This is a genomic window from Ramlibacter sp., assembly GCF_035548915.1.
In the GTDB taxonomy this organism is placed as follows: Bacteria; Pseudomonadota; Gammaproteobacteria; order Burkholderiales; family Burkholderiaceae_C; genus Ramlibacter.
In genome coordinates, this window is the sequence record NZ_DASZSE010000028.1 from 202,039 (window position 1) to 228,332 (window position 26,294).

Annotated in this window: 20 protein-coding genes; 4 read left to right on the plus strand and 16 right to left on the minus strand. The window is 67.8% G+C overall.

Features of this window, described 5'->3' with window-relative positions:
- Nucleotides 1-57: 57 nt before the first annotated feature.
- On the plus strand, nucleotides 58-1,494 hold the full coding sequence (locus VHA82_RS09675) for an MFS transporter (protein WP_325542930.1): 1,437 nt from the start codon (nucleotides 58-60) through the stop codon (nucleotides 1,492-1,494).
- Between the two features lie 45 nt (nucleotides 1,495-1,539).
- Here the strand turns inward: VHA82_RS09675 and VHA82_RS09680 are convergent, their stop codons facing one another.
- From VHA82_RS09680 to VHA82_RS09695, 4 genes are all read right to left on the minus strand, one after another.
- On the minus strand, nucleotides 1,540-4,686 hold the full coding sequence (locus VHA82_RS09680) for an efflux RND transporter permease subunit (RefSeq protein ID WP_325542932.1): 3,147 nt from the start codon (nucleotides 4,684-4,686) through the stop codon (nucleotides 1,540-1,542).
- A gap of 22 nt (nucleotides 4,687-4,708) precedes the next feature.
- A complete protein-coding gene (locus VHA82_RS09685) occupies nucleotides 4,709-5,881 on the minus strand; it encodes an efflux RND transporter periplasmic adaptor subunit (RefSeq protein WP_325542934.1) in 1,173 nt (390 codons plus the stop codon).
- Between the two features lie 245 nt (nucleotides 5,882-6,126).
- Nucleotides 6,127-6,915, minus strand: a complete 789-nt coding sequence (locus tag VHA82_RS09690; RefSeq protein ID WP_325542936.1) for a class I SAM-dependent methyltransferase — start codon at nucleotides 6,913-6,915, stop codon at nucleotides 6,127-6,129.
- 37 nt (nucleotides 6,916-6,952) lie between these two features.
- Nucleotides 6,953-7,399, minus strand: a complete 447-nt coding sequence (locus VHA82_RS09695) for a YchJ family protein (RefSeq protein ID WP_325542938.1) — start codon at nucleotides 7,397-7,399, stop codon at nucleotides 6,953-6,955.
- 234 nt (nucleotides 7,400-7,633) lie between these two features.
- Here VHA82_RS09695 and VHA82_RS09700 point away from each other — a divergent pair, with 234 nt between their 5' ends.
- Nucleotides 7,634-10,180, plus strand: a complete 2,547-nt coding sequence (locus VHA82_RS09700; protein ID WP_325542941.1) for a response regulator — start codon at nucleotides 7,634-7,636, stop codon at nucleotides 10,178-10,180.
- Between the two features lie 58 nt (nucleotides 10,181-10,238).
- A complete protein-coding gene (locus tag VHA82_RS09705) occupies nucleotides 10,239-11,345 on the plus strand; it encodes a sensor histidine kinase (RefSeq protein ID WP_325542943.1) in 1,107 nt (368 codons plus the stop codon).
- Nucleotides 11,346-11,357: 12 nt separating this feature from the next.
- Here the strand turns inward: VHA82_RS09705 and VHA82_RS09710 are convergent, their stop codons facing one another.
- The 8 genes from VHA82_RS09710 to VHA82_RS09745 all read right to left on the minus strand — a co-directional run bounded on the left by VHA82_RS09710 (nucleotide 11,358) and on the right by VHA82_RS09745 (nucleotide 19,176).
- On the minus strand, nucleotides 11,358-12,485 hold the full coding sequence (locus tag VHA82_RS09710) for an acyl-CoA dehydrogenase family protein (protein WP_325542945.1): 1,128 nt from the start codon (nucleotides 12,483-12,485) through the stop codon (nucleotides 11,358-11,360).
- Nucleotides 12,486-12,492: 7 nt separating this feature from the next.
- On the minus strand, nucleotides 12,493-13,158 hold the full coding sequence (locus VHA82_RS09715) for an SDR family oxidoreductase (protein WP_325542947.1): 666 nt from the start codon (nucleotides 13,156-13,158) through the stop codon (nucleotides 12,493-12,495).
- A complete protein-coding gene (locus tag VHA82_RS09720; protein WP_325542949.1) occupies nucleotides 13,155-14,336 on the minus strand; it encodes an acetyl-CoA C-acyltransferase in 1,182 nt (393 codons plus the stop codon). The genes VHA82_RS09715 and VHA82_RS09720 overlap by 4 nt, the downstream gene beginning before the upstream one ends.
- A gap of 125 nt (nucleotides 14,337-14,461) precedes the next feature.
- Complete coding sequence (gene aceK, locus VHA82_RS09725) at nucleotides 14,462-16,324, minus strand: bifunctional isocitrate dehydrogenase kinase/phosphatase (protein WP_325542952.1); 1,863 nt, start codon at nucleotides 16,322-16,324, stop codon at nucleotides 14,462-14,464.
- Between the two features lie 3 nt (nucleotides 16,325-16,327).
- Nucleotides 16,328-16,981 (minus strand): carbonate dehydratase, encoded by a 654-nt coding sequence (gene can / locus VHA82_RS09730; RefSeq protein WP_325542954.1) that lies wholly within the window; start codon nucleotides 16,979-16,981, stop codon nucleotides 16,328-16,330.
- Nucleotides 16,982-17,009: 28 nt separating this feature from the next.
- The gene (locus tag VHA82_RS09735; RefSeq protein WP_325542956.1) at nucleotides 17,010-18,188 is read right to left on the minus strand and encodes an isovaleryl-CoA dehydrogenase; all 1,179 of its coding nucleotides are present in this window, start codon (nucleotides 18,186-18,188) and stop codon (nucleotides 17,010-17,012) included.
- An 11-nt stretch (nucleotides 18,189-18,199) separates the two neighbouring features.
- A complete protein-coding gene (locus VHA82_RS09740) occupies nucleotides 18,200-18,580 on the minus strand; it encodes a PaaI family thioesterase (protein WP_325543098.1) in 381 nt (126 codons plus the stop codon).
- 182 nt (nucleotides 18,581-18,762) lie between these two features.
- Nucleotides 18,763-19,176, minus strand: coding sequence for a MerR family DNA-binding transcriptional regulator (locus VHA82_RS09745; RefSeq protein ID WP_325542958.1), 414 nt, complete (start codon nucleotides 19,174-19,176; stop codon nucleotides 18,763-18,765).
- A 176-nt stretch (nucleotides 19,177-19,352) separates the two neighbouring features.
- Here VHA82_RS09745 and VHA82_RS09750 point away from each other — a divergent pair, with 176 nt between their 5' ends.
- On the plus strand, nucleotides 19,353-20,426 hold the full coding sequence (locus VHA82_RS09750) for an MBL fold metallo-hydrolase (protein ID WP_325542960.1): 1,074 nt from the start codon (nucleotides 19,353-19,355) through the stop codon (nucleotides 20,424-20,426).
- Nucleotide 20,427: 1 nt separating this feature from the next.
- On the opposite strand, the gene VHA82_RS09755 is transcribed toward VHA82_RS09750, so the two are convergent.
- The 4 genes from VHA82_RS09755 to gmhB all read right to left on the minus strand — a co-directional run bounded on the left by VHA82_RS09755 (nucleotide 20,428) and on the right by gmhB (nucleotide 26,289).
- Nucleotides 20,428-23,787 (minus strand): PAS domain S-box protein, encoded by a 3,360-nt coding sequence (locus VHA82_RS09755; protein WP_325542962.1) that lies wholly within the window; start codon nucleotides 23,785-23,787, stop codon nucleotides 20,428-20,430.
- A gap of 193 nt (nucleotides 23,788-23,980) precedes the next feature.
- A complete protein-coding gene (locus VHA82_RS09760; protein ID WP_325542964.1) occupies nucleotides 23,981-24,883 on the minus strand; it encodes a SprT family zinc-dependent metalloprotease in 903 nt (300 codons plus the stop codon).
- Nucleotides 24,884-24,959: 76 nt separating this feature from the next.
- Nucleotides 24,960-25,703, minus strand: a complete 744-nt coding sequence (locus tag VHA82_RS09765; protein ID WP_325542966.1) for a lysophospholipid acyltransferase family protein — start codon at nucleotides 25,701-25,703, stop codon at nucleotides 24,960-24,962.
- Nucleotides 25,704-25,719: 16 nt separating this feature from the next.
- Nucleotides 25,720-26,289, minus strand: a complete 570-nt coding sequence (gene gmhB, locus VHA82_RS09770; RefSeq protein ID WP_325542968.1) for a D-glycero-beta-D-manno-heptose 1,7-bisphosphate 7-phosphatase — start codon at nucleotides 26,287-26,289, stop codon at nucleotides 25,720-25,722.
- Between the last annotated feature and the right edge of the window lie 5 nt (nucleotides 26,290-26,294).

Sequence of the window (26,294 nt, forward strand, 5' to 3'; positions counted from 1 at the left end):
CGGGCCGCCTCCCATGCATCCCATCCTTCGCAAGCTCATCGATTTCGTCCGGCGCACATGAAGAACGCACCCGATCCCGCCGCATCGCGCCGCTACCTGCCCTGGGTGGTCGCGATCGTGCTCTTCATGGAGACGCTCGACACGACGATCGTCAACACGGCCGTGCCCTCGATGGCCGCGAGCCTGCAGGTGCCGCCGCTCAGCCTGAAGGCGGTGGTGGCAAGCTACATCCTGAGCCTGGCCGTGTTCATTCCGGTGAGCGGCTGGATGGCCGACCGCTTCGGCACGCGGCGCGTGTTCCTCTCGGCGGTGGCCGTGTTCACGGCGTCTTCCGTGCTCTGCGGCCTGTCGCTGAACGTGCCGATGCTCGTCGGCGCGCGCCTGCTGCAGGGGCTCGGCGCGGCCATGATGATGCCGGTGGGACGCCTCGTGATCATCCGCACCTTCAGCAAGGCGGAGCTCATCACCACCATGAACTTCGTCGTGATGCCGGGACTCGTCGGCCCGCTGCTCGGCCCCACGCTGGGCGGCCTCATCGTGCACGTGGTGTCGTGGCGCTTCATCTTCCTCGTGAACTTGCCGGTCGGGCTGCTCGCGATGACCATGATCCTGCGCTATCTGCCCGACTACCGCGCCCAGAGCAGGCGGCCGCTCGACGTGGTGGGCTTCGTGCTCTTCGGCTCGGGCGTGGCATTGCTTTCGTGGCTGCTCGAGATCTTCGGCGAACACCGGTTCGAGCCGACCACGGTCACGCTGCTCTTCGGCCTTTCGCTCGCGCTGCTCTTCACCTACGGGCTGCACGCATCGCGCCTGGCCTATCCGCTGCTGCGCCTGGCGCTGCTGCGCGTGCGCACCTTCCGCATTTCGGTGGTGGGCGGCTTCGTCACCCGCATCGGCATGGGCGGCATGCCGTTCCTGCTGCCGCTGCTCTATCAGCTCGGCCTCGGCCTGCCCGCCTGGGAATCGGGCCTGCTCATGATGCCCACGGCCGCGGCCGCGATCACGATGAAGACCTTCACGAAGCCGATCCTCGCCACCTTCGGCTACAAGCGGGTCCTCACCGTGAACACCGTGATGATCGGCTCGATGATCGGCCTCTATACGCTCGTCGCGCCCGGCACGCCGTGGTTCGCGATCGTGCCGCTGTCGCTCGCGCTCGGCTTTTTCAACTCGCTTCAGTTCTCCTCGATGAACACGCTCGCTTATGCCGACATCGAGGGGCCGGACACGAGCATGGCCAGCACGCTTGCCAGTTCGATGCAGCAGCTCTCGATGAGCTTCGGGCTCGCGACGGGCTCGCTCGTGGCCGGGTTCTTCCTGAACGGGCTGCCGCAGTCCGATCACGCGCACGTGACCGCCGCGCTGCACAAGGCCTTCGCGACGCTCGCGGCGATCACGGTGCTGTCGTCGCTGTCGTTCTGGAAGCTTCGGCCAGGCGACGGAGAAGCGATGGCCGGCGGGCGCGAGAAGATCGTGGAGCCGGCGGGGAGTTGACGGGCCCGGGCGGGGCGGCATGGCGGCCGGCCGGCGCGCCGAGGCTCATTCCGCGCCAGCCACGGCGGCGGGCGATTCGCCGCGTCCTTCTTCTGCGCGCCCTTCTCTGCGTACTTCTTCCGCGCGCCCCGTCCACGCGCGCACCTTGCGCATGCACCAGTCGCGCCCGATCTCGATGCCGTCGTAGAACGCCGGGATCACGAGCAGCGTGAGGATGGTCGAGGTGATCGTGCCGCCGATGATCGCGATGGCGAGCGGCCGGTAGAAGTCGCCGCCCTCGCCCAGCCCGATCGCCACCGGCATCATGCCGGCGATGAGCGCGAAGGTCGTCATGAGGATCGGCCTCAGTCGCGAGCGGCCCGCGGCCATCAGCGCTTCTTCGCGCTCCATGCCCGCGTGCTCGCGCTTGCGAGCGGCTTCCAGCAGCAAGATCGCGTTCTTCGCCACCAGGCCGCACAGCATGATGATGCCGATGAAGCTCATGAGATTGAGCGTCGCGTGCGTCGCGAGCAGCGCCAGCACGACGCCGATCAGCGACAGCGGCAGCGACAGCATCACGCTCACCGGCGCGGTGAACGAATGGAACTGCACGACGAGAATCAGGTACATGAGCCCCACGCCCATCACGAGCGCCGTGAGCATCGCGCCGAACACTTCCTTCTGGTCCTTGCCCGCGCCGCCCAGCTCCACGCCGTAGCCTTCGGGGTACGACTGCTGCTGCGCGAGCGCGAGCGCATCCTTGGTCACCTCGCCGGACGAGCGGCCCTGCGCGTTCGCGGAAACCGTGATCGTGCGGTGGCCGTTCAGGTGCTGAATCTGCGCCGGGCCCTCGCCCATCGAGACTCGCGCGATCTGGTTGAGCGGCACCACCATGCCGGTCGTGCCCACCGCGATCGGCAGCCGCTCGATGTTTTCCGCGTCCACGCGGTCGGCGGGGTCGAGCCGCACCGCCACGTCGCGCGACTGGCCCGTCGGGTCGATCCAGTCGCCCACCTCCAGCCCCGCGAACGCCACGCGAAGCGCCTGCGCCGCGTCGTTCACCGAGATGCCGAGCGAACTCGCGAGCCCGCGGTTGAGCTCGATCTTCAGCTCGTCTTTCGGCGACATTTCCGACAGGCCCACGTCCACCGCGCCCGGGATCGCGCGCATGCGGGCCATGTAGTCGTTGGTGATGTTCAGGAGCGTGCGCGCGTCTTGCCCGTAGAAGCGGATCTGCACGGGCTTTTGCGTGCCGTTGTTGAGGTCGTCCATCACCGTGTATTCGGCGCCCACCAGCTGCGCCATGAGCTTGCGCAGGTCCACCGCGATCTCCGCGGCGCGGCGCTTTCTCTGCGTCGTCTTGCCCAGGTCGACGTAGACGCGGCCGCCGCCCATGTTCACCACGCTGTTGGTCGCGACGGTCTCCGGCAGCGTGCGCGCGAGTTCGGCCGCCTTCTCGATCTTCATGCGCGTGTACTCGAGGCTCGCCGACGAGGGAGTTCGCACTTCCACCGCGATCATGCCCGCGTCCTGCACGGGCAGGAAGCTCGAGCCGCCGAGCCACGCGTGCAGTCCGAGCGCGCCCGCGAAGCTCGCGATGGCGGCGACGAGCATCCACTTCTTGTGCTTCAGCGACCACGCGATCGCGAGGCCGTAACGGTCCGACTGGTGGTCGAACCATTCGTTGAAGCGCTTCAGGTAGCGCGAGAAACCCTTGCGCTCCATCTTGTGCAGCCCGGGCGGATCGCCCCAGTAGGCCGAGAGCATCGGGTCGAGCGTGAAGGAGATGAAAAGACTCACGAGCACCGAGCACGCCACCGTGAGCGCGAACGGCCGGAACCACTCGCCCGCCACGCCCGGCATGAAGGCGACGGGGATGAAGATCGCGATGATCGAAAACGTCGTGGCCGCCACCGCCATGCCGATTTCCGCGGTGCCGCGGCTCGCGGCCGTGCGGCGGTCCGCGCCGCGCTCCATGTGGCGCACGATGTTTTCCCGCACGACGATGGCATCGTCGATCAGCACGCCGATCGCGAGCGACAGGCCGAGCAGCGTCATGAGGTTCAGCGTAAAGCCGCACAGCCACACCGCGATGAAGGCCGCGACGGCCGAAGTCGGCAGCGACAGCGCCGTGATGAGCGTGGAGCGCCACGAATTGAGGAAGAGGTAGACCACGAAGATCGTGAGCCCCGCGCCGAGCGTGAGCGCGTGGATCACGTTGTTCAGGTTGTCCTGCGCATCCTCGCCGCCGTCGCGCGTGACTTCCAGGTGCGTGCCTTCGGGGAGTGTCTTGTTGATCTCGTCCACGAGCTTGCGCACATCCCTCGCGACGCTCACGGTGCTCGCCTCGCGCGAGCGCGTGATGGAGATGCTCACGTTCGGGTGAGCGCTGCGCACGCTGTAGCTGTCGAGCTCGGCGAAGCCGTCGATCGTGCTCGCGAGCTGGCCGAGCCGCACCACCTCGTCGCCGCGGCGGCGCACGATGATCTGGCCGAAATCCGCCGGGTTCTCGATGCGGCCGATGAGGCGGATGCTCTGGTCCTTCAGCGGCCCGACGATGCGCCCGACCGGCGCGTTCGTGTTCTCGTTTTGCAGCGCGGCGACCACCTCGGCCACCGAGATGTTGTATTCGCGCAGGCGCTCGGCCTTCAGCAGCACCGAAAGCTCGCGCTTGAGCGACCCCGTGACGTTCACGATGGACACGCCGTCGAGCGCGCGGAACTTGTCGGCAAGCACGTCTTCCGCGAAGCGCGAGATTTCCGCGTGGCTCTGGCGCGTGGAGGAGAGCGCGAGCTCCATGATCGGCCAGGCGTTCGGATCGCGGCGGCGGATCACCGGTTCGCGCATTTCCGCGGGCAGCTTGTAGCGCACGGTGGAGATCGCGTTGCGCACCTCCTCGGCCGCCTCCACCATGTTCTTGTTGAAGTTGAAGATGATGATGAGCGTGGCGTTCGAATCCTTGGCCGTGGAGCGCAGCTCGTAGACGCCGGTGATGCTTTGCAGCGCCTTCTCGATGCGGTTGATCACCTCGCGCTCCACCGTCTCGGGTGCGGCGCCCGGGTAGGCGATTTCCACCGAGAGCACCGGCTGCTCGACGTCCGGAATCTCGTTCACGCGCAGCTTGCCGAGCGCGAGGATTCCGAGCGCCATGAGCATGATGATGATCACCACCGTGACGAGCGGCTTCCTGATGCTGAAGTCCGACAGGAACATGGCAGAAAGCCCTCCTCGCGCCTCAGCGCGCGATCGCGGGGTTCGATGCGGCGGCCGTGGCCGCGGAAGAGGCGGACGTCGTTTCCCGCACCGCCTGGGCGTCCTTCAGCGTGCCGATCGGATGGCGCAGCAAGCGGTCTCCTTCCGTAACGCCGGTGCGAACGACGTAGTCGCCGCGCCGCGTGTCGCGCTCGCCGAGGCCGAGCGCCACTTTCTGGATCGCGCCGCCGTGGATGCGCCAGACCCATGCCCGGTCGCCCTCGCGCACGATGGCGGACGCCGGCACGACGAGCGCGTTGGTGCTGGACGACTCGACGCGGCCTTCGGCGTACAGGCCGGCGAGCCGCGCAGGCACTTCGCCTTCGATGTCCACCAGCACTTCGACCTGGCGCGTCATGGCGTTCGCGGTCGGGCTCACGCGGCGGATGCGGCCCGCGAATTCGCGCTCGCCATAGCCGTTCACGCGAAAGCCGACGCGCTGGCCCGTGCCGACGGACTGGATCGCATCGGAGGAGATGAGTCCTTCGAAGCGCAGGCTCGTCGGATCGATCACCTTCAGGAGTTCCTTGCCGATCTGCGCCGTGTCGCCGGCGGACGCCTTGCGCTCGGCCACGATGCCCTCGAACGGCGCGCGCACTTCGGTGCGCTGCAACTGCTGGCGCGCCTGCACCACGCGGGCCTTGGCGGCCGAGAGGTCGCTTTGCGTCGCGTTGCGGCGGATTTCGGCGTCTTCGAGCGCCTGCGCGGACGCCATGCCCGATTCGCGCAGCGTCTTCAGGCGCTGCAGCTGGCGCTCCGCCTGGTCGTAGGCCTGCACGCCCACGCGCTCGGCTTCCTGGGCGGACACGAGCGAGTCGCGGATCGCCGTGTCGTCCAGGCGCACGAGCAGGTCGCCCTTCTTCACCGCGTCGCCGTTTTCCTTCAGCACGGCCATGACGACGGCCTGGACTTCGGCACGCAGGTCGGCTTTGCGGTCGGGCTGGATGCTGCCGGTGATGAGCGGACCGGCCGCCATGCGGGTGGACCGGACCACCAGCACGTCTTCGGGCGCGATGAGAAGCGGCTGGGTCGCCGCGCTCGCGGCGCTGGCGCTGGCGGCTTCTCCGCCGCAGCCCGCGAGCGAGGCGATGCTCGCCAGCGCGGCGGCAGCCAGCAGAAGCCGCGCTCGGAGATGTCCCTGTGGATTGTTGAGCATGGTGTGCCGTTTTCCTCGTGCTGTCCCCGAAAGAGGGTCAGCGAGTTCCCTTGTGGGGAAACGGATGGTACCAAGCCCGGCCGTATGCAGCTGCCGGATGCGACGAACCGCGCCTGGAGCCGCTTTTTCCGCAGAATCCGGCGACGGATGGCGTGAGCGCGGTTTGCGCGGCAAGTTTCTGTCTTTCTCCCTCTCCCTCTGGAGAGGGAGAAACATCCCCTTTTGCCACGGCAAACTGTTGGCTGCTAGTGCGGCACCTGTCCCTTCACCGCGTTGGCCCGCGCGCTCATGGTGAGCGGCCCGACCGCACCCGGCGACAACTGATCGCGCAGCCGCTCGCGCAAGGCTTCGAGCACCGCCGGCGCGAGCCCGGCCAGGCGCGAGCGCGTGCTCGCGCTCAGCATCGCGATGTCCCAGAACTCGTCGAATCCCGCAAATTCGCGTTGCACGGTGATCTGCGTCGTCTCCACATCGCGCAGCCCCGCATCCGTCCACAGTTGCCGCAGGTTGTCCAGGCGCGCCGCATCGGCGCTCGGCGGCTTCGCGGGCTCGATGTCCATCGCTTTCATCGCCTGCTGCAGGGACGCGAGCGGAAAGCCGCCCTCGGTGATGTCCCAGGCGTAGGCGCTCACGCTGCCGCCGGGTCGCACCACACGGACCATCTCCGAGACGCCCGCTGCCGGATCGGCGACGAAGAAGATGACGAGCGCCATCACCGCCGCGTCGAAGTGTTCGCCGGCAAAGGGCAGCGCCTCGGCACCGCCTTGCAGGAACTTCGCGACGCGCCCCGCTGTGCGCCCGCGCGCGTACGCAAGCTGCGCCTCGGACGGGTCGACGCCCTGCACCTCGGTGGGTGCGCATCGCTCGACGAGCAGTTCGGTGAAGGCGCCGTTGCCGCAGCCGACATCGACCCAGCGCCAGCCCCGCTCGGGAGCGAGCCAGTCGAGGAACCGCTCGCCCGCGAGCCGGCTCCACACGCCCATCATGCGCTCGTAGCCCGCGCCGTCTTCGAAGATGATCTGGTTAGCCGCCACACGCTTCTCCTGAGGGCGCCCGCCCGGCAGGCCGCCACTATAGCCCCAAGTCGCCGTCCACGTAGTACCACCGAAGCCCCTCGCGGACGAAACGGCTGCGCTCGTGCAGCCGCTCGCCGCGGCCGCGGGCGCGAAGCCGCGCGACGAATTCGACCGCCGCATGCGCGTCGCCGACGACGCGATGCTCGCGCACCTCGAGGCCGAGCCAGCGCGCCGCCGCATCGAACGCGATCGACGGCGGCCGCGTGTCGCGATGCCAGGTCGCGAGCAGGTAGGCTTCGTCATGCAGCACGAAAGCGCTGTAGCGCGAACGCATCAGCGATTCCGCATCGGGCGCGGCGCACTGCTCGAAGTGGCCGATGTAGCGCCCGCAGCACCGCGCGAAGTCGAGTACACGTCCTTTCGCATCGACGCGGCCGCAAGGGCACGCCGGCATGCCCGCTGCCGCGGAGACGGGAAAACTTTTGGGCGCATGTTTGGGCATCGACGGCCAAGTCTATTCGCGCGCCGTGACACAAGTGAACTGAAACGACATCATTAGTTGGTCGGATTCGCCGTTCGTCGGACCGTTGGATTTAAGCGAAGTCCTTCTCGAAAAGTTCAACCGCCCCCGCAGGCTCGATAGCCGCGCGCCACACGGTTTGCACGAATGCAGCTATAGTTTTCGGAGCCCCCGAGAGCGCGGGAGGCTTTCGGTGAACTGTCGGAAAGGCGTTGCATGCCGAGCCGCTCGTTGTTCCTCTCCGTTCTTCAGCCGGGCGCCGCCGAGCGGCGTCTGGCTCTCATGGTCGCGCTCGCATGCGGCGCGGCTTTTTTCGTGCTGGCGCCGTTCGCGAGGACGCCGCTCGCCCCGGTCGCGGCCTTCCTGCCGGCATACGAATCCGCGCTGGTGGTGTGCGACCTCGTCACCGCAGTCCTGCTGCTCGGCCAATACGGCATCGTGCGAAATCGGGCGCTGCTCGTGCTCGCCACGGGCTACATCTTCAGCGCGATGATGGCCGTGGCGCATGCCCTGAGCTTTCCCGGCCTCTTCGCGCCCGGCGGGCTCCTGGGCGCGGGGCCGCAGACCACGGCCTGGATCTACTTCCTGTGGCACGGCGGCTTTCCGCTCTTCGTGATCGCCTATGCCTCGCTCAAGAACGAAGCGGCGCCGTCCCCGCAGATGCGCGAGAGCGCATCGCACGGCTTCGCGACAAGCTCGGTCTCCGCGCTTGCGATCGCGGCGCTGCTCACATTCTTCGCGGTGCATGCGCCCGCGACGCTGCCGCCTCTCATGGCGGGCGACACCGATGCGCCGATGAAGGTGGCAGTGGCCACGGCCACCTGGCTTGCGAGCGTCCTGGCGCTGGCGGTGCTCTGGCGGCGCAAGCCCCATTCGGTGCTGGATCTCTGGCTGATGGTGGTGCTGGTCGTGTGGACCGCCGACACCGCGCTTTCCGCCGTGCTGAATCATGCGCGATTCGACGTCGGCTGGTATTTCGGACGCGTGTACGGGCTGGCCGCCGGCAGCTTCGTGCTCGCCGTCTTGCTGCTCGAAAACGGGATGCTCTATGCGCGGCTCGCGCATGCGAGGGAAGCCGAGCGGCGACGCGCGAGGCAGTTGCAGGAGCTCAGCACGCAGCTGCGCTCGGCCAACGATCTTCTCGGCGAGAAGAACCTGCAGCTGCAGGAGGCGAGCCGTCTCAAGTCGGAATTCCTCGCCAACATGTCGCACGAGCTGCGCACGCCGCTCAACGCCGTGATCGGCTTCTCCGAAGTGCTGAAGGACGGCCTGATCGGCGAGCTCTCGCCCGAGCAGCGCGAATACATCACCGACATCTACAACGGCGGGCAGCACCTGCTCTCGCTCATCAACGACATCCTCGACCTCTCGAAGATCGAGGCCGGCCAGATGACGCTCGACCTCGAGCCGACCGCCGCTTCGGCGCTCTTCGAGCACAGCCTCTCGATCGTGAAGGAACGCGCGGCGCGCCGCCGCCTCACGCTGGCGCTCGACGTGCCCACCGGGCTCGGCTCGCTGCAGGTCGATCCGCGCAAGACGAAGCAGATCGTCTACAACCTCCTGTCCAACGCGGTGAAATTCACGCGCGAAGGCGGCGAAGTCACGCTGCGGGCTCGCCGCGTGAGCCGCGAGGCCATGCGCGCCTGGACGGCCGCGACGCCCACGCTGCTGCGCATGGCCGAGCCCTCCGTCGACTGCGACGAATACCTGCAGATCGAAGTGGAGGACACGGGCATCGGCATCGCGCCGGACGATGCGTCCAAGCTGTTCAGGATGTTCTCGCAGCTCGACTCGTCGCTCGGCAAGGAAGCCGAAGGCACGGGCCTCGGGCTCGCGCTGGTGGAACGTCTCGCGCGGCTGCACGGCGGCACGGTGGCGCTCGCGAGCACCCCCGGCTCGGGCAGCGACTTCATCGCGTGGCTGCCCTGGCGCGAAGCCGGGACGATCACGGCCTGCGCGCCGGTCGCAGGCGGCGCGGCACGCGCGGCCGATGGCCTGGAGGAGCCCGACCGCCCCATCGCGCTCGTGATCGAGGACAACGAGCGCGCCGGCGAGCTGATCCGCGTGCAGCTCGAGCCGGAGGGCTTCGAGGTCGTGCGCGCGGGCACGGCGCGGCTCGCGCTCGACCTGCTCGCCGCGCTGCGGCCCGCGGTCGTCATCCTCGACCTGATCCTGCCGGACATGGACGGCTGGGACCTCCTCGCGCGGCTGAAGCAGCCCGGCTCCCGCAGCGCGCACATCCCGGTGGTGATCGTCTCGATCGTGGCCGACGCCCAGAAGGGCATCGCGCTCGGCGCGGGAGCGGTGCTGCAAAAGCCGGTCAGCCGCGACGACCTGCTCGCAGCCTTCGAGGAGGTGGGTGTGCTGAGCGGCGAACGGCAGACGAAGGTTCTTGTCGTCGACGACGATCCGAAGGCGGTGGAACTGCTCGCCACCTATCTCGACCGGCCCCGGTGGACCGTACTGCGCGCGCACGGCGGGCGCGAAGCGATCGAGTGCGCGGTGCGCGAGCGGCCCGACCTGATCGTGCTGGATCTGACGATGCCGGAGGTAAGCGGCTTCGACGTGGTGGAGGACCTGAGGAATCGGGCCGAGACCGCGGCCACTCCGATCATCGTGCTCACTTCCAGGACCCTCGACGCCGACGATCGCGCAACGCTCAACGGCCTCGTGGCCGTGGTCTTGCACAAGGCCGACTTCGACCAAGGCCAGTTCCTGGCCGAAGTGCGCCGCGCCGTCTCGCGCCAGAGGATCCCCGCATGATGGCCGCCGTGCTGTCGGTGGAAGGCACCCCGGTCAACATGAAGCCGGTCGCGATGCCATGAACGGTGAGCCTCCGCACGCTGCGCGCGCAAGCGTCCTCGTCGTCGACGATCAGGAAGTCAACCTGAAGCTGATGCGCACCTACCTGCGCACGGAAGCCTACGACGTCGTGACGTGCGCCGACCCGCAGCAAGCGCTGAAGCTGGTGGAAGAAAGCCCGCCCGACCTGATCCTGCTCGATCTGATGATGCCGGTGCTCAACGGCTTCGAGATGCTGGAGCTGCTGAGGGACATCGCGCCGGAGGTGCCCGTGATCGTCGTGACGGGCATCGACGACCGCGACGCGCGGCTGCGGGGGCTCGCGGCGGGCGCGCGCGACTTCCTCACCAAACCCGTCGACCGCTCCGAGCTCCTCATCCGGGTTCGCAACCTCACCGACCTGAAGCGCGCGGGCGACGCGCTGGCGCGCGCGGTGGCGCAGCTCGAATCGGCCAATCGCGACCTCGACGCGTTCGCGGGCGGCCTCGCCCACGACCTGCAGCAGCCGATCACGAGCATCGCGGCCTTCGCGCAGATCATCCAGCGCGCAAGCGGCCACCAGCTCTCGCCCGACAACGCGACGCACCTCACGCGCATCCTGGCGGCCGCCGGCAGCGCCGACCGGATGATCCGCGGCCTGCTCGAATTCGCGAGGCTCGGGCAGAAGACGATCGAGACCGTGCCGGTGAACCTGAACGAAGTGGTGCAGGAAGCGCGCAACGCGCTCGGTGCCCAGTCGGCGGGACGCACGATCTCCTGGTCGGTAGCGGCGCTGCCGACCGTGCGGGGCGACCCGTCCCTGCTGCTGCTCGCGTTCGTCAACCTGCTGTCCAACGCCATCAAGTATTCGCGCAAGACCGCCCAGGCGGCGATCACGATCGAAGCGGAAACCGACGTGGGAAGCGGCCACACGGTGCGGGTTCGCGACAACGGCGTCGGCTTCGACATGGCGCACGCGGGGCACCTCTTCAACCCCTTCGAGCGGCTGCACAGCGCGAGCGAATTCGAAGGGACCGGCATGGGGCTTGCCAACGTGCGCCGGATCATGGAGCGGCACGGCGGCTCGATCGCGGCGGAGTCGTCGCCCGGCCAGGGAGCGACGTTCACCCTGCACTTTCGCGCGTAGGCTCGCGAAAAGCTACAGCGCCCGCTGGATGATCATCTTCTGCACGTCGCTCGTGCCCTCGTAGATCTGGCACACGCGCACGTCGCGCCAGATGCGCTCCACCGGGAAGTCGCTCACGTAGCCGTAGCCGCCGAGCGTCTGGATCGCCGCGCTGCACACCTCTTCGGCCATCTCGGTGGCGAAGAGCTTCGCCATCGCGGCTTCCTTCAGGCAGGGCAGGCCCGCGTCGCGCAGCGCCGCGGCGTGCCAGATCATCTGCCGCGCGACCTCGATCTTCGTCGCGCATTCCGCGAGCCGGAATCCCACGGCCTGATGGTTGAAGATCGCGGTGCCGAAGCTCTCGCGCTGCTTGCTGTAGTCGAGCGCGGCTTCGAACGCGCTGCGCGCCATGCCCACGGCCTGCGCGCCGATGCCGATGCGCCCGCCCTCGAGCGCCGACAGGGCGATCCGGTAGCCCTCGCCTTCTTCGCCGATGCGGTTCTCCACCGGGATGCGGCAGTCCTCGAAGCCGATCTGCGCGGTGTCGCTCGAGTGCTGGCCGACTTTGTCCTCCAGCCGCGCGACGACGTAGCCGGGCGTGTCGGTCGGCACGAGAAAGGCGCTCATGCCGCGCTTGCCCGCGCCCTTGTCCGTGACGGCGATGACGACGGCGAGATGGCCGTTGCGGCCGCTGGTGATGAACTGCTTCACCCCATTCAGCACGTACGCATCGCCCTCGCGCCGCGCGGTCGTCTTCAACGCGGAGGCATCGCTGCCCACGTGCGGCTCGGTGAGGCAGAACACGCCGAGCATCTCGCCCGAGGCGAGCTTCGTGAGCCACTTGCGCTTCTGCGCGTCGCTGCCATACCGCATGAGGATCGCGTTGACCGGGCAGTTGGTGACGCCGATGGCGGTGCTCGTGCCGCCGTCGCCGGCCGCGATTTCTTCGAGCACGACGGCGAGCGTGAGGTAGTCGAGGCCCGCGCCGCCGTATTCCTCCGGCACGCAGATGCCGTAGGCGCCGAGCGCGGCAAGTCCCCGGTGCGCCTCGCGCGGAAAGATCTTCTCGCGGTCCCACCGCGGCGCATGGGGCCACAGTTCCTGGCGCGCGAAATCCCGCACCGCGTCGCGGATCATCGTCTGGTCTTGCGTGAGGATCATCTTCGCTTCACCAGCTCTTCATCCGCTGGCCGTCGTAGTCGAGAAATGCCGCCTGGTGCCGGCGCGTGAGGCCGGCGATCGCGGCGCGCATCGCCGAGACGCTGTCTTGCGCCTTCAGCGGCGCGCTCGGCCCGCCCATGTCGGTCGCGACCCAGCCGGGGCTCATCGCCACCATGATCGCACCGGGATGGTCGGCCTGCGCGGCCACCACCGCCATGTTGAGCGCCGCCTTGCTCGTCCGGTACAGCCAGCTGTAGCTGGACGACGCGCCGCCGATCTGGCCCATCTGGCTCGAGATGAACACGAACTTCCCGCTCGCGGCCGCGACGAGCGGCGCGACCTGGGGAATGGCGATCATCGCGCCCAGCACGTTGGTGTGCATCACCCGGTCGAAGTCCTCGGGCGCCGGTGCCTGGCGCGCGCCGCCGCGCGACATGATGCCCGCCACGTAGATCGCGACGCCGAGCGGCTCGCCCGCGAGCTGCCCGCCGAGGCCGCTTGCGCTCTCCACGTCGGTGACGTCCAGGCGCAGCGGCTCCGCGCCGAGCGACTGCAGGCGCTTCAGGCCCGCGTCGTCGCGCGCGGTCGCGATCACGCGTTCGCCCGCCGCGCGGTACTGGCGCGCGAATTCGAAGCCGATGCCGCGCGAGGCGCCGAGGACAAGGACGGTCAAACGAGCTCGAGCGCGACGGCCGTTCCCTCACCACCGCCGATGCACAGCGTGGCGATGCCGCGCTTGCCGCCGCGCAGGGAAAGCGCATTCAGCAGCGTCACCATGATGCGCGCGCCGCTCGCACCGATCGGGTGGCCGAGCGCGCAGGCGCCGCCGTTCACGTTGACGATGTCGTGCGACACCTTCAGCTCTTCCATGAGCGCCATCGGCACCACGGCGAACGCCTCGTTCACTTCCCACAGGTCGACGTCGCTCACCTTCCAGCCGGTCTTCGCGAGCAGCTTCTGCGTGGCGCCGACCGGAGCGGTCGTGAACCACTCGGGCTCCTGGGCGTGCGTGGCGTGGCCCACGATGCGCGCGAGCGGCTTCACCCCGAGGCGCTTCGCGGTCGACTCGGTCATCAGCACGAGCGCCGCCGCACCGTCGTTGATCGAAGAGGAAGACGCGGCCGTGATCGTGCCGTCCTTCTTGAAGGCGGGGCGCAGCTGCGAGATCTTGTCCAGCTTCACCTTGCCCGGGCCTTCGTCGATCGACACGACGCGCTCGCCGGCGCGGTCCTTGACGGTTACGGGCGTGATCTCGGCCGCGAACGCGCCCGACTCGGTCGCCTTCTTCGCGCGAGTGACGGATGCCGTCGCGAACGCGTCCTGCGCCTCGCGCGAGAACTTGTACTTCGCCGCGCAGTCCTCGCCGAAGGTGCCCATCGCGCGGCCCGGCTCGTAGGCGTCTTCCAGCCCGTCGAGCATCATGTGGTCGTAGACCTTGTCGTGGCCCATGCGATAGCCGCCGCGGCCTTTCAGCAGGAGGTACGGCGCGTTGGTCATGCTTTCCATGCCGCCCGCGACCATGATCTCGTGCGTGCCCGCGAGCAGCATGTCGTGCGCGAACATCGCGGCCTTCATGCCGGAGCCGCACATCTTCGACATCGTGACGGCGCCCGTGCTCTTGGGAAGCCCCGCCTTGAAAAGGGCCTGGCGCGCGGGCGCCTGCCCTTGCCCGGCCATGAGGCAGTTGCCGAAGATCACTTCGCCCACGGAGTCGGCGGGGATGCGGGCGCGCTCGACCGCGGCGCGGATCGCGGCGCCGCCGAGATCGTGCGCGGCAAGCGGCGCGAAGTCGCCCTGGAAAGCGCCCATCGGGGTGCGCGCGGCGCCGACGATGACGATCGATTCAGCCATGATGGTTCTCCTTGAGGTGGACTGGATGATGAGGGGACCGTGCTCCTCTTCGGCGACACGGCGTATGGGGGGTCACGATGAGGCTCGCCAGTTCCCACGATTCGCATTTCGCTCACCGTTCGCGCTCATGCCGTCGCGGGCTGCGGCCGCGTCTCGGCCGACGAGAAAGGATGAATCCTGCGAGCGAAGCGCCGCTCGCGCTCGTAGGGGAACACGTCGTTCACGTGGCCCGCGCGGATGCGTTCCTTGTGCATGTGCCAGAACGCGGGATCGAGCAGGTCGGCGTGATGCTTCAGGAACACGTCGCGCACCGCGGCGTTGCCGAGCAGGAAGGGGCCGAAGGTCTCGGGGAACACGTCGTGCGGCCCGACCGAGTACCAGACGTCGCCCGACATTTCCTCCTCCTCGGTGCGCGCCTCGGGGACCTTCCTGAAGTTGCAGGTGGTGATGTATTCGATCTCGTCGTAGTCGTAGAACACGACCTTGCCGTTGCGCGTCACGCCGAAGTTCTTCCAGAGCATGTCGCCGGGAAAGATATTGGCCGAGACGAGGTCCTTGATCGCATTGCCGTACTCGATCACGGCGCGCTCGATCTGCTCGCTTGCCGCATGCGCGGCCGCCTCGTCGGGGCCGTTGAGCGCGTCGAACGCTTCTTGCAGGTAGATGTTCAGAGGGATCATGCGCCGCTCGATGTACAGGTGCTTGATGATCACTTCCTCGTTGCCGTCGCCGTCGCGGTCGGAGATCTCGAGCTGGCTCGGCGCGCACTTGCGGATTTCCGCGATCAGGTCTTCCTCGAACCGCTCCCGGGGGAATGCGACCTCACTGTACTCCAGCGTATCGGCCATGCGGCCGACGCGGTCATGCGACTTCACGAGGTGGTACTTTTCCTGGATCTGCTCGCGCGTAGTGTCCTTCTGCGGCGGGTACGACTCCTTGTCCTTGATCAATTTGAAGACGAAGGGAAACGAGGGCAGGTCGAAGACGAGCATCACCATGCCCTTGATGCCGGGGGCGATGCGGAACCTGTCGCTGCTGTGCTTCAGGTGGTAGAGGAAGTCGCGGTAGAAGAGCGTCTTGCCCTGCTTGGCGAGGCCGAGCGCGTTGTAGATTTCCGCTCGGGGCTTGCGCGGCATGAGCGAGCGCAGGAACTGCACGTAGGCGCTCGGCACTTCCATGTCGACCATGAAGTAGGCCCGCGCGAACGAGAAGAGCATCTGCAGGTCGTCCTCGCCGAAGAGGCACGTGTCGATCACGAGCTTGCCGTTCCTGCCGTGCAGGATGGGCAGCGCGAACGGCAGTTCGTTGAAGCCGTTGATGATCCTGCCGACCACGTAGCAGCCCTTGTTGCGGAAGAATAGCGACGAGAGCACCTGGATCTGGAAGTTCGCGCGCAGCTTCACGTGCGCGAGACGGCCGCTCATCGCCTCCAGCACGAAGTGCGCGTCGCGCTCCAGGTCGTCGAAGGGGCGGCCGAGCTGGAAGTTGTCGACGAGCCGCACGATGTTCTCGTGCAGCGTCTCGCGCGTCGGGTAGTAGGAGCGGTAGGTCGGCTTGGCGGCCGGCTCGTCGTATTCGATGTACTCGGTGCTCACCGCCGGCCGCACGAAGATGAAGTCGTTGTGGAAGTACGTGCGGTGCAGGATTTTCGTCGTGACCGAATTGAAGAAGGTCTCGGCGAGTTCGGGCTGATGGTGGTCGATGAGAAGGCCGATGTAGTGCAGCTTCACCTGCTGCCACACTTCCATCGGCTGCTCGCCCGCCTTGAATTCCTTTTCGAGCCGCAGCACGGCCTCCTTCACGCGCAGGTCGTAGAACTCGATGCGCTCGCGCTGGGCGCGCTGCTGGCCGTGCCAGTCGGCCGTCTCGAAGCGGTGCTTGGCCCGAGCCGACTCGGCACGGAAGAGCTGGTAGTGCCGGTCGAACCCGTCGCGCATCGCGCGGGCGATGTCGTACGCAAGCGGGGAGTCGAGACGGGCCGGGAACACGCCTTACCTTCTCGCGTCGATGACGCCCGCGATCGCCGCCCGGTAAAGCGGCTCGATCGAATCCGTGCTGGAGACCGTCATGTGCAGGTCCTGCAGGAGGCCGTCGTGCACGCCGAAGGCCCAGCCGTGGACCGAGACTTTCTGGCCCTTGGCCCACGCATCGGTGAGCACCGTGCTCACGCAGACGTTCACGACCTGCTCGATCACGTTGAGGTCGACGAGGACGTCTCCACGTTGTTCGGGGGAGACGCCCTCGAGGATGCCGCGATGGCGGTCGCGCACGTCCTGGATGTGGCGAATCCAGTTGTCCGCGAGGCCGACACGCTGGTTGTTCAGCGCCGCCATGACGCCGCCGCAGCCGTAGTGGCCGACCACGATGATGTGTTCGACCTTCAGCATCTCCACCGCGAACTGGATCGCCGAGAGGGCGTTGAGGTCCGAGTGCACGACGACGTTGGCGACGTTGCGGTGCACGAATACCTCGCCCGGCTCGAGCCCGGTGATCTGGTTGGCCGGCACGCGCGAGTCGCTGCAGCCGATCCACATGAATTTCGGCTTCTGCTGCTTCACGAGGCTCGAGAAGAAGCCCGGCCGGGCGCGCTCCATCTCGGCGGCCCAGGCACGGTTGTGCGAAAAGAGGTCTTGGATGTCGGCCATGAGCGCCATTGTGCTATGCAACAGCGGCTCACGACGTTTGCGCGAACAGCTCCCGGCCGATGAGCATCCGGCGAACCTCGGACGTCCCCGCGCCGATCTCGTAGAGCTTCGCGTCGCGCCAGAGGCGCCCGAGCGGGTACTCGTTGATGTAGCCGTTGCCGCCGAAGATCTGGATGCCTTCGCCCGCCATCCACGTCGCCTTCTCGGCGCACCAGAGGATGACGGATGCGCAGTCCTTGCGGACCTGGCGCACATGCTCGGTTCCCAGCATGTCCAGGTTCTTGCCCACCGTGTAGCAGAACGCGCGCGCGGCCTGCAGCACCGTGTACATGTCGGCGACCTTGCCCTGGATCAGCTGGAATTCGCCGATCGACTGGCCGAACTGCTTCCTGTCGTGGATGTACGGGATCACGTTGTCCATCACGGCCTGCATGATCCCGATGGGCCCCGCGGCCAGCACCGCGCGCTCGTAGTCGAGGCCCGACATCAGCACCTTCGCGCCGCCGTTCAGTGCGCCCAGCACGTTGTCCGCGGGCACCTCGACGTTCTCGAACACGAGTTCACCCGTGTGGCTGCCGCGCATGCCCAGCTTGTCGAGCTTTTGCGCGATGGAAAAGCCCTTCATGCCCTTTTCGATCAGGAAGGCCGTGACGCCGCGCGCGCCGAGTTCGGGCTCGGTCTTCGCGTACACGACGAGCGTGTCGGCATCGGGCCCGTTGGTGATCCACATCTTCGTGCCGTTCAGCACGTAGCCCCCGCCCTTCTCCTCGGCCTTGAGCTTCATCGAGATCACGTCGGAGCCGGCGCCCGACTCGCTCATCGCGAGCGCGCCCACGTGCTCGCCGGAAATCAGCTTCGGCAGGTACTTCTTCTTCTGCGCTTCGCTGCCGTTGCGCCTGATCTGGTTCACGCACAGGTTGGAGTGCGCGCCGTACGAGAGACCCACCGAGGCGGACGCGCGCGATATCTCCTCCATCGCCACCATGTGCGCGAGATAGCCCATGTTCGCGCCGCCGTATTCCTCGGGCACGGTGATGCCCAGCACGCCGAGCTCGCCCATCTTGCGCCAGAGGTCCATCGGGAAACGGTCGGTCGCGTCGATCTGCGCGGCGCGCGGCGCGATTTCCGCGGCCGCGAACGCGGCCACGGTGTCGCGCAGCGCGTCGATGTCTTCGCCGAGCTGGAAGTTCAGGCCGGGTAGTTGCATGGGGGTATCTCCTAGTGCTGGATGTCGCGGCCGATCACGGCCATCAAAGTGGCGGTCATGGTGGCGACGAGTTTCTCTCGGCCGGCCTGAACCGCATAGGCGCGGCCATCGGCGACGGTGATGGTGCGGCCCGGCTTCACGACGAGGCCTTCCATGCGGAAGCGTTCGCCCTCGGCCGGCGCCATGAGGTTGATCTTGTACTCGATGGTGAGCACGGCCGCGTCGGCCGGCATCAGGCTGAAAGCGGCGTAGCCGCAGGCCGAGTCGAGCGCGGCGGCCACCATGCCCGCGTGCAGGAAACCGTGCTGCTGCGTCAGGGCGCGCGCCCAGGGCAGCTCGATGATCGCGCGGCCGGGTTCCACGGCCGTGAGCGTGGCGCCGAGGGTGCGCATCGCCTCCTGGCGATCGAAACTCGCGCGCACGCGCTGCGCGTAGGCGGCATCGGCAGGCTGGAAAGCGGGCGAAGGCAACGCAGGCAAGAAAGCGTCCGGTATCTGGATGGAAGCCGAAAGTTTAATTGACGTTTACGTAAACGTCAATTGACCGAGCGTCAACCGAGCGTCGATCCGACGCGTCACTCGGCGCGGGGATTCTTGGCGAAGCGCGTGAGCAGCGCCTTCGCTTCGCGCTCGTGGGTCTTCACCTCGTCCAGGTTCGCCTGCAGCTCGGCCATCTGCTCTTCCAGCTGCTTGCGGTGTTCCGACAGCACGGAGAGGAACTTGCGCAGCTGCGGGCCGGTGTCGCGCGGGCTGTCGTACATGTCGATGATGTCCCGCGCCTCGGTGAGCGACAGGCCGAGCCGCTTGGCGCGCAGCGTGAGCTTCAGGCGCGTGCGGTCGCGGCTGCTGTAGACGCGGTTGCGCCCGCCCGGGCCGGATCGCTCCGGCTGCAGCAGCCCCATGTCCTCGTAGAAGCGGATGGCGCGCGTCGTGAGGTCGAATTCGCGCGCCAGGTCGCCGATCGTGTAAGTGGTGGAGCTCGCAGCCATAAGTTCGCGTGAAGCGCAGGAGACTGCGGGGGCATGCCGTCCTGCCTAGAATGGCCGGATTACATCTGACGTTTACGTTAACGTCAATCCCGCACTCCTTTCCGTAATCCCTTCCGCACTCCCTTTCCGCACTCCCTTTCCGCACTCCCTTTCCACACTCTCGCCCGCCCTTCCGAATGAATGCTCTCGAACGCGAACTGAACTACCCCTTCGGCGACACCCTGCCCGCGCCCGGCCGCGCGCTGGAAGTGGCGCCCGGGGTGAAGTGGATACGCATGGCGCTGCCCTTCGCGCTCGACCACATCAACCTGTGGCTGCTCGCCGACGAACTCGACGGCCGCGCCGGCTGGACCATTGTCGACTGCTGCATCACGCGCGACGAAGCCAAGGCGCAATGGGACCAGGTGATCGAACACGAACTGCGGGGGCTGCCCATCCTGCGGGTCGTCGTGACGCACATGCACCCGGACCACATCGGCCTCGCACACTGGCTGTGCGAGCGCTTCAGCACGCCGCAGCACGACTGCCGCCTGTGGATCAGCGCCACGGACTACAACGCCGCGCGCGTCGCCTCGCACAGCACCACCGCCTTCGGCGGCGAACATGCGGCGCAATTCTTCGCCTCGCACGGGCTGAACGATCCCGAGTCGCTGGAACGCATCCGGGCGCGGGCCAACTACTACCCGGGCATGGTGCCCGCGGTGCCGCAGAGCTTTCGCCGCATGCAGGATGGCGACCGCATCGCGATCGGCGGCCGCGCCTGGCGCTGCATCGTGGGCTACGGACATGCGCCCGAGCACATTTCGCTCTACTGCGACGAGCTGAAGGTGCTCATCTCCGGCGACATGATGCTGCCGCGCATTTCCACCAACGTGGCCGTGTACGACGTCGAGCCCGAAGCCGACTCGCTCGCCCTCTTTCTCGAATCCATCGACCGGTTCGAGGCGCTTTCGCCCGACACGCTCACCCTGCCCGCGCACGGCAAACCCTTTTTCGGACTGCATACGCGCATCCGCCAGCTGCACGACCACCACCGCGACCGGCTCGCCGAGGTGATGCAGGCCTGCGGCGAGAAAGCCTGCTCGGCGCGCGACCTGATGCCGATCCTCTTCAAGCGCGAGCTGGACCTGCACCAGACCACCTTCGCGATGGGTGAATCGGTGGCGCACCTGCACATGCTGTGGCACCAGGGCAAGCTCGCACGCGCGCTGGGCAGCGACGGTGTGTGGCGTTTCAGCCGCAGAGAGTGAGCTATCCGTTCACCGTGAAGTGGAAAGTCGTGCCCTGGCCGGGCTGCGACTCGGCCCACACGCGCCCCTGGTGGCGCGAAATGATGCGCCGCACCGTCGCGAGCCCGATGCCCGTGCCCGGGAACTCCGCTTCGGTATGCAGACGCTGGAACGCGGAAAAGAGCTTGCCCGCGTAGTTCATGTCAAAGCCCACGCCGTTGTCGCGCACGAAGATCGCGCCCGTCGCCTCGTCGCGCCCGACATCGATCCGCGCGTCGGCGACTTTCGAAGTGAACTTCCACGCGTTGCCAAGCAGGTTTTCCATCACGTTGCGCAGCAGCCGCGAGTCGCCCTCGACCACGAGCCCCTCCTGCACGTGCGTTGCGACACGCCGCTGCGGATGTGCGACTTGCAGGCCTTCGAGCGTCTCCCGCGCGATGGCGCCCAGGTCCACCTGCGCGAGGCGCAGCGGCTCGCGCGCCACGCGCGCGAGGCCGAGCAGCGCGTCGATGAGCTGCTCCATCTTGCCGACGCCCGCCTGGATGCGAACGAGGTAGTGCCTCGCCTTCTCGTCGGCGTCGCTCGCGAGCTTGTTCGCGAGCGCCTTGCTGAAGCCGTCGATGGCGCCGAGCGGCGCGCGCAGGTCGTGCGACACGGAATAGGAAAACGCCTCGAGTTCCTGGTTGGACGATCGCAGCGCCTCCTCGATCGCCTTGAAGCCGGTGATGTCGGAGTCGATGCCGACCCAGGAGGCGACCTCGCCGTTCTCGTCGAATACCGGCACGCCCTTGTACGACATGGTGTGCCAGCTGCCGTCCTTCGCGCGCATGCGGCGCACGCCCATGAAGGTCGAGAGGGTCTCGCGCGAACGCTTCCAGTTGGCGGCCACCTCGTCGCGATCCTCGGGGTGGACCGCCGGCAGGCCGCTGCGGCCGATCCAGTCGCCCTCGCAGCCGCCCACGAGGTCGTACCACGCGCGATTGAGAAAGGTGAGCTTGGTGCCGGTCGCATCGGTGTTCCACACGACCTCGGGCGCCTGCTCGGCGAGCGTGCGGTAGAGCCTGCTCTGACGCACGAGTTCGGCCGTGCGTTCGGCGATGCGCGATTCGAGGTTCGCATTCAGTTCGCGAATCTGCCCGAAAAGGCGCGCGTTCTCGATCGCGACCGAAGCGAGCTGGGCGAGCTCCATCGCCACGTACTCGTCGTGCTCGCCGAACTCCCCGGCGATCTTCCCCACGAGTTTCAGCGTGCCGATATGCACGCCGCGGCCATCCACGAGCGGCACCACCAGGCGCTGCGCCTCGCGCTCGATCGCGCGCACGGTTTCGTCTTCCGCATGGTTCAGCACGAGTTGCGATTCGCGCGCGCCGATCACGCGCTTCGCCTGCTGCGCCACCTCCTGGGCGGTGCTGTCGAGCGACTGGTGGCGGGCGATGGCCTGCGCGGCATCCGCCATGCGCTGCAGCATGCGGCTGAACGCCTGCAGCTCGTGCTCGCGCGCGTGCAGTTCCTGCTCGAACTGCTTGCGGGCCGTGATGTCGCGCTGCACGGCGATCAGATGCGTGTAGCGGCCGCGTTCGTCGCCGAGCGGCACGATGTCCAGCTCGAGCCACAGGGCCCGGCCGTCGCGCGTGTAGTTGAGGAGTTCTTCGCGCAGCGGCTGCCCCGCGTCGAGCGCGCTGCGGATTCGGTCGAGCGTCGCGCGATCGGTGCCGGGGCCTTGCAGCATGCGCGGCGTGTTGCCGATCGCCTCGCGCGCGGAGTAGCCCGTGAGCCGCTCGAAGGCTTCGTTCACGAACACGATGCGCGGACCGGGCGCATCCAGCGGCGCGGCTTCGGTGATGAGCACGATGTCGTTCAGCCGCGCCACCGCGTTGCGCAGCAGCACGAGGTCGGTTTCGGCCTTGTCGAGCTCGGTGACGTCGGTGAAGACGGCAAGCCCCCCGGTGATGCCGTCCTCCTCGTCGCGCATCGGCCGGTAGTTGCAGCGCAGCAGCCGGCCGTATGGCACCTGCGCGTTGCTCACGAAGACGAGCATCTCGCCTTCCTCGCCGCGCATCGCGCGCGCGAAGGGCATCTCGTCGGTCGAGTAGAGCGAGGGGCTTCCCGGCTGGAACATGCCAAAGCGCGGCGGCCACTGCTGCGGATCGACTTCGCGCGCTTCCGGCGGAAAGAGCGCCGTCGCGGCCCGGTTGAATAGCAGGACGCGGCCCAGGCGGTCCACCGCCACCATGCCTTCCTGCATGGTGTTGAGCACGGTGTCCAGCACCGCGTAGGCGCGCTGGCTGTGGCCCAGCTCCTCTTCCAGGTCGCGCTGCCTCAGTTGCAGCGACTCGGCCATGAGGTTGAACGCGGCCGCGATGCGCGTGAATTCGCCGCGCGGATTGCGCTCATGGATCGGAATGCGGGCGTCGAGCCGCCCCTGCTCGATGCGCCGCACCCCGCCCAGAATCTGCTTGGTCGGCTTCACGATGAAGCGCGCGCCGATCCACCACGCCGCGCTCAGGGCGAGCGTGAGGCTCACGGCCGCGGCCCCCAGGATGTTCGCAAGCCGCGATCGCCACGCGCTCGTCAGTTCTTCGCTGTCGAGGCTCACGAGCGCGACGAAGCCTTCGCCGCCGATGCGGTGTGTGGGCGCCGCCGCGTACAGGCGCCGACGGCCCGCGTCGCTGAATTCGCCGGCCCGCGGCTCGAGCGCGTGCGCGGCGTCGAGCAGTTCGGGCGTGCGCAGCTGCGCCGCGGATGCATCCACGCCCGGCGGATACTGCATCAGCACGTGGCCGACGCGGTCCGCGATCGTCACTCTTGCACCCGCGGGCAGGTCCATCGCGGCGAGCGACCCCGACGCCTGGACGAGGTCGAGCGAGGCGAAGACGACGCCTGTCACGCGATCGCCGTCCAGCACGGGCAACGCGAAGGCGAGCGAACGCGCACCGGTCACGCGGCCGGTCATCGGCTCGCCCATGACGAAGCCGCGCTCGGCCATCGCGCGCCGGAAATAGAGCCGGTCGGCCACCGTGATGCCGCGCGGGTCGCCCCGCGCGGAACACAGGAGGCGCCCTTCGGCATCGGCGAGGCCGATGTTGGCGTAGATCGGGTAGCGCTCCCGCAGCGGCCCGAGGTGCCGCGCGCATTCCGAGGCGGCGAGTCCGCGGAATTCGGGCACGGTGGCGATCGCGCCGAGCAGGTGGTGCACCGATTCGGCGATGCGGTCCTGCGCCGACGCGACGGCCGACGCGGTGAAGCGCAACTGGGACCGCGCGACCTCCGTGGTGGCGTCGAGCTCGCGCGAGACGAACCACACGGACAGGCCCGCCAGCGGCAGGATCGCCGCCAGCACCAGGATCACCAGGCGCTCCTGCAGACTCAGCCTGCCTTGCAATGCCTTTCCTGCCTTTCCGCCGCCTCACCGCCCCGCGACCGATGGAGTTTAGCGGGGTCCCCAGGAAATCGCGCAGCGATTTTTTGGGGTGCGTTGGCGGGGTCCCCAGGAAATCGCGCAGCGATTTTTTGGGGTGCGTTCGGGGCGCTGGCGCAGCGTCGGACCCGGTTGCGTCAGCGAGGCTGCGCGCGTTTCACCACGGTGGCAGCGCCTCGTCCTTCAGCTGCCCGCGCAGCTCTTCGTAGTCGGGCATCACCGAACGCACCGTGTCCCAGAAGCGCGGGCTGTGGTTCATCTCGCGCAGATGGCTCAGCTCGTGCGCGACCACGTAGTCGATCACCGGCATGCGGAAGTGAACGAGCCGCCAGTTCAGGCGAATCGATCCGTCCTGCTTCGCCGTGCCCCACAGCGTGCCCGCGCTCGAGAGGCTCAATCGCTTCCAGCGGACACCCAGGCGCGGGGCGAAATGATCCAGCCGTTCGGCGAACACGCGGCGTGCCTGGCGCATGAGCCACGCCTGCACCGCATCGCGGATCTGCTTCGGCTCGGCCGACTGCGGCAAGCCGACGTGAAGCGCATGGCGCGGCACTCCCGGGAGAGCATCGGCCTCGGTATTGAGCATCGCACCGGCTTCGTGGAAGCCGTGGCGGGGATCGAGCACGACGATCACATCCTCGCCGAGGAAGGGAAAGCTCGCGCCTTCCTTCCATTGGATGCGCGCCGCCTCGATGCGCTCGGCGCGCTCGCGCGCATCGCCCAGGCGGGCCGTGATCCACGCGGCCTTCTTGCGCACCGCCTCATCGATCTCCGCGAGCGGCACCCAGCGCGGCGCGGTCACCGTGAGGCCCTCCGGCGCGATCGAGAAGCCGATGCTGCGCCGCTTCGCGCGCTTGAACTGGTACTCGATCACCACGTGGCCCAGAAGAGCCTGCCGGTTGGCCTGCGGGTGTCGGAAGGTGTGCGGCGCGATGGCCCGGTCGAGCGCGAGGGCGGGACGCGGATCGTGGACTTGTGCAGGTGGCGCCGGCGCCGATGGGGCAGCGATGGGCTTCGGCTCGTCGAACAGATCGAGGAGGAGCTGAAACGGGGAAGGCATGGAAGCCCGAGTTTAGAGCTTCCGGGCCACGGGCTGGCACGACGGCCTATGGCGACCTATGGGGATCCATGGGAACCTATGGCGCCGATGAATAGGCCTCGGGATCGAGTCGATGCATCTCGGACTCGATCCAATCCTCCACCTCGCGCAGCAGTTCGTCCGGCTCGCGGCCCGCGCTCGCGATCGGCTTGCCGATCGACACGTCGATCACCCCCGGCCGCTTCACGAAGGCCTTGCGCGGCCAGCACTTGGCCGACGACACCGCGACCGGAATCACAGGCGCCCCCACTTCCACCGCGAGCCGCGTGCCGCCGTGCTTGTAGACGCCCTTCTGGCCGCGGGGAATGCGCGTGCCCTCCGGGAACATGATGATCCAGATGCCCTGCGCGAGCAGCCGCTTGCCCTGCTCGACGACTTTCGCGAAGGCCTGCGCGCGCTGGCTGCGGTCGATGTGGATCATGTCGAGGCGTCCCATCGCCCAGCCGAAGAACGGCACGTACAGCAGCTCCTTTTTGAAGACGTAAGCGAGCGGATGCGGCATCAGGACCGGCATGAGAAAGGTTTCCAGCGTCGACTGGTGCTTCACGAGCAGGATCGCGGGGCTCGTCGCGCCCTGCGGCAGATTTTCCATCCCGATGACGCGCCACTGCACCCCGCAGATCGCGCGCAGGCCGTACATCGCGCCTTTGAGCCAGGTCACAGCCATGCGATAGAGCGGCACGCCGCGGATGCGGATCGACGCGGCGAGCATGATGATCGCCCACGGGATCACCGTGAGAAGCATCCACAGCATGTGGACGACGGAACGCAGGAAAGCCATGGGCCCGGATGATGCCTCAGACGGCGGGCTTCGGCGGCGCGGACTTCGTGACCAGCCAGTCGGCGAATGCGAGAAGGTTCTCGTGCACGCGCGTGCCCTCGGGAAATTCCGCGGGCAGCGTCTTGCCGCGCCAGGCGGCGCCCTTGCCCGTGAGCACGAGGTTCGGCTGGCAGCCCACCGCGGCGCCCGCCTGGATGTCGCGAACCGTGTCGCCCACCACCGGCACCGTCGAGAGGTCGACGCCGAAACGTTCGCCGATCTGCTCGAAAAGTCCCGGCAGGGGCTTGCGGCAGCGGCAGCCTTCGTCGGGGCTGTGCGGACAATAGAACACCGCGTCGATGCGCCCGCCGAGCGCGGAGACGGCCTTGTGCATCTTGGCGTGGATCGCGTTGAGCGACGCGACGTCGAAGAGTCCGCGCCCGAGCCCGGACTGATTCGACGCGACGGCCACGTGCCAGCCCGCGTGATTGAGCCTCGCGATCGCTTCGAGCGAACCGGCAAGCGGCTGCCACTCCTCGGGCGACTTGATGAACTCGTCGCTGTCGACGTTGATGGTGCCGTCGCGGTCGAGGATGACGAGTTTCATGAGGT

Bases quoted from the DNA above. Each gene is read 5' to 3' on its own strand.
- VHA82_RS09675 (WP_325542930.1), top strand. From the start codon at position 58: ATGAAGAACGCACCCGATCCCGCCGCATCGCGCCGCTACCTGCCCTGG.
- VHA82_RS09680 (WP_325542932.1), bottom strand. From the start codon at position 4,686: ATGTTCCTGTCGGACTTCAGCATCAGGAAGCCGCTCGTCACGGTGGTG.
- VHA82_RS09685 (WP_325542934.1), bottom strand. From the start codon at position 5,881: ATGCTCAACAATCCACAGGGACATCTCCGAGCGCGGCTTCTGCTGGCT.
- VHA82_RS09695 (WP_325542938.1), bottom strand. From the start codon at position 7,399: ATGCCCAAACATGCGCCCAAAAGTTTTCCCGTCTCCGCGGCAGCGGGC.
- VHA82_RS09700 (WP_325542941.1), top strand. From the start codon at position 7,634: ATGCCGAGCCGCTCGTTGTTCCTCTCCGTTCTTCAGCCGGGCGCCGCC.
- VHA82_RS09705 (WP_325542943.1), top strand. From the start codon at position 10,239: ATGAACGGTGAGCCTCCGCACGCTGCGCGCGCAAGCGTCCTCGTCGTC.
- VHA82_RS09710 (WP_325542945.1), bottom strand. From the start codon at position 12,485: ATGATCCTCACGCAAGACCAGACGATGATCCGCGACGCGGTGCGGGAT.
- VHA82_RS09720 (WP_325542949.1), bottom strand. From the start codon at position 14,336: ATGGCTGAATCGATCGTCATCGTCGGCGCCGCGCGCACCCCGATGGGC.
- can (WP_325542954.1), bottom strand. From the start codon at position 16,981: ATGGCCGACATCCAAGACCTCTTTTCGCACAACCGTGCCTGGGCCGCC.
- VHA82_RS09735 (WP_325542956.1), bottom strand. From the start codon at position 18,188: ATGCAACTACCCGGCCTGAACTTCCAGCTCGGCGAAGACATCGACGCG.
- VHA82_RS09740 (WP_325543098.1), bottom strand. From the start codon at position 18,580: ATGCGCACCCTCGGCGCCACGCTCACGGCCGTGGAACCCGGCCGCGCG.
- VHA82_RS09745 (WP_325542958.1), bottom strand. From the start codon at position 19,176: ATGGCTGCGAGCTCCACCACTTACACGATCGGCGACCTGGCGCGCGAA.
- VHA82_RS09750 (WP_325542960.1), top strand. From the start codon at position 19,353: ATGAATGCTCTCGAACGCGAACTGAACTACCCCTTCGGCGACACCCTG.
- VHA82_RS09760 (WP_325542964.1), bottom strand. From the start codon at position 24,883: ATGCCTTCCCCGTTTCAGCTCCTCCTCGATCTGTTCGACGAGCCGAAG.
- VHA82_RS09765 (WP_325542966.1), bottom strand. From the start codon at position 25,703: ATGGCTTTCCTGCGTTCCGTCGTCCACATGCTGTGGATGCTTCTCACG.
- gmhB (WP_325542968.1), bottom strand. From the start codon at position 26,289: ATGAAACTCGTCATCCTCGACCGCGACGGCACCATCAACGTCGACAGC.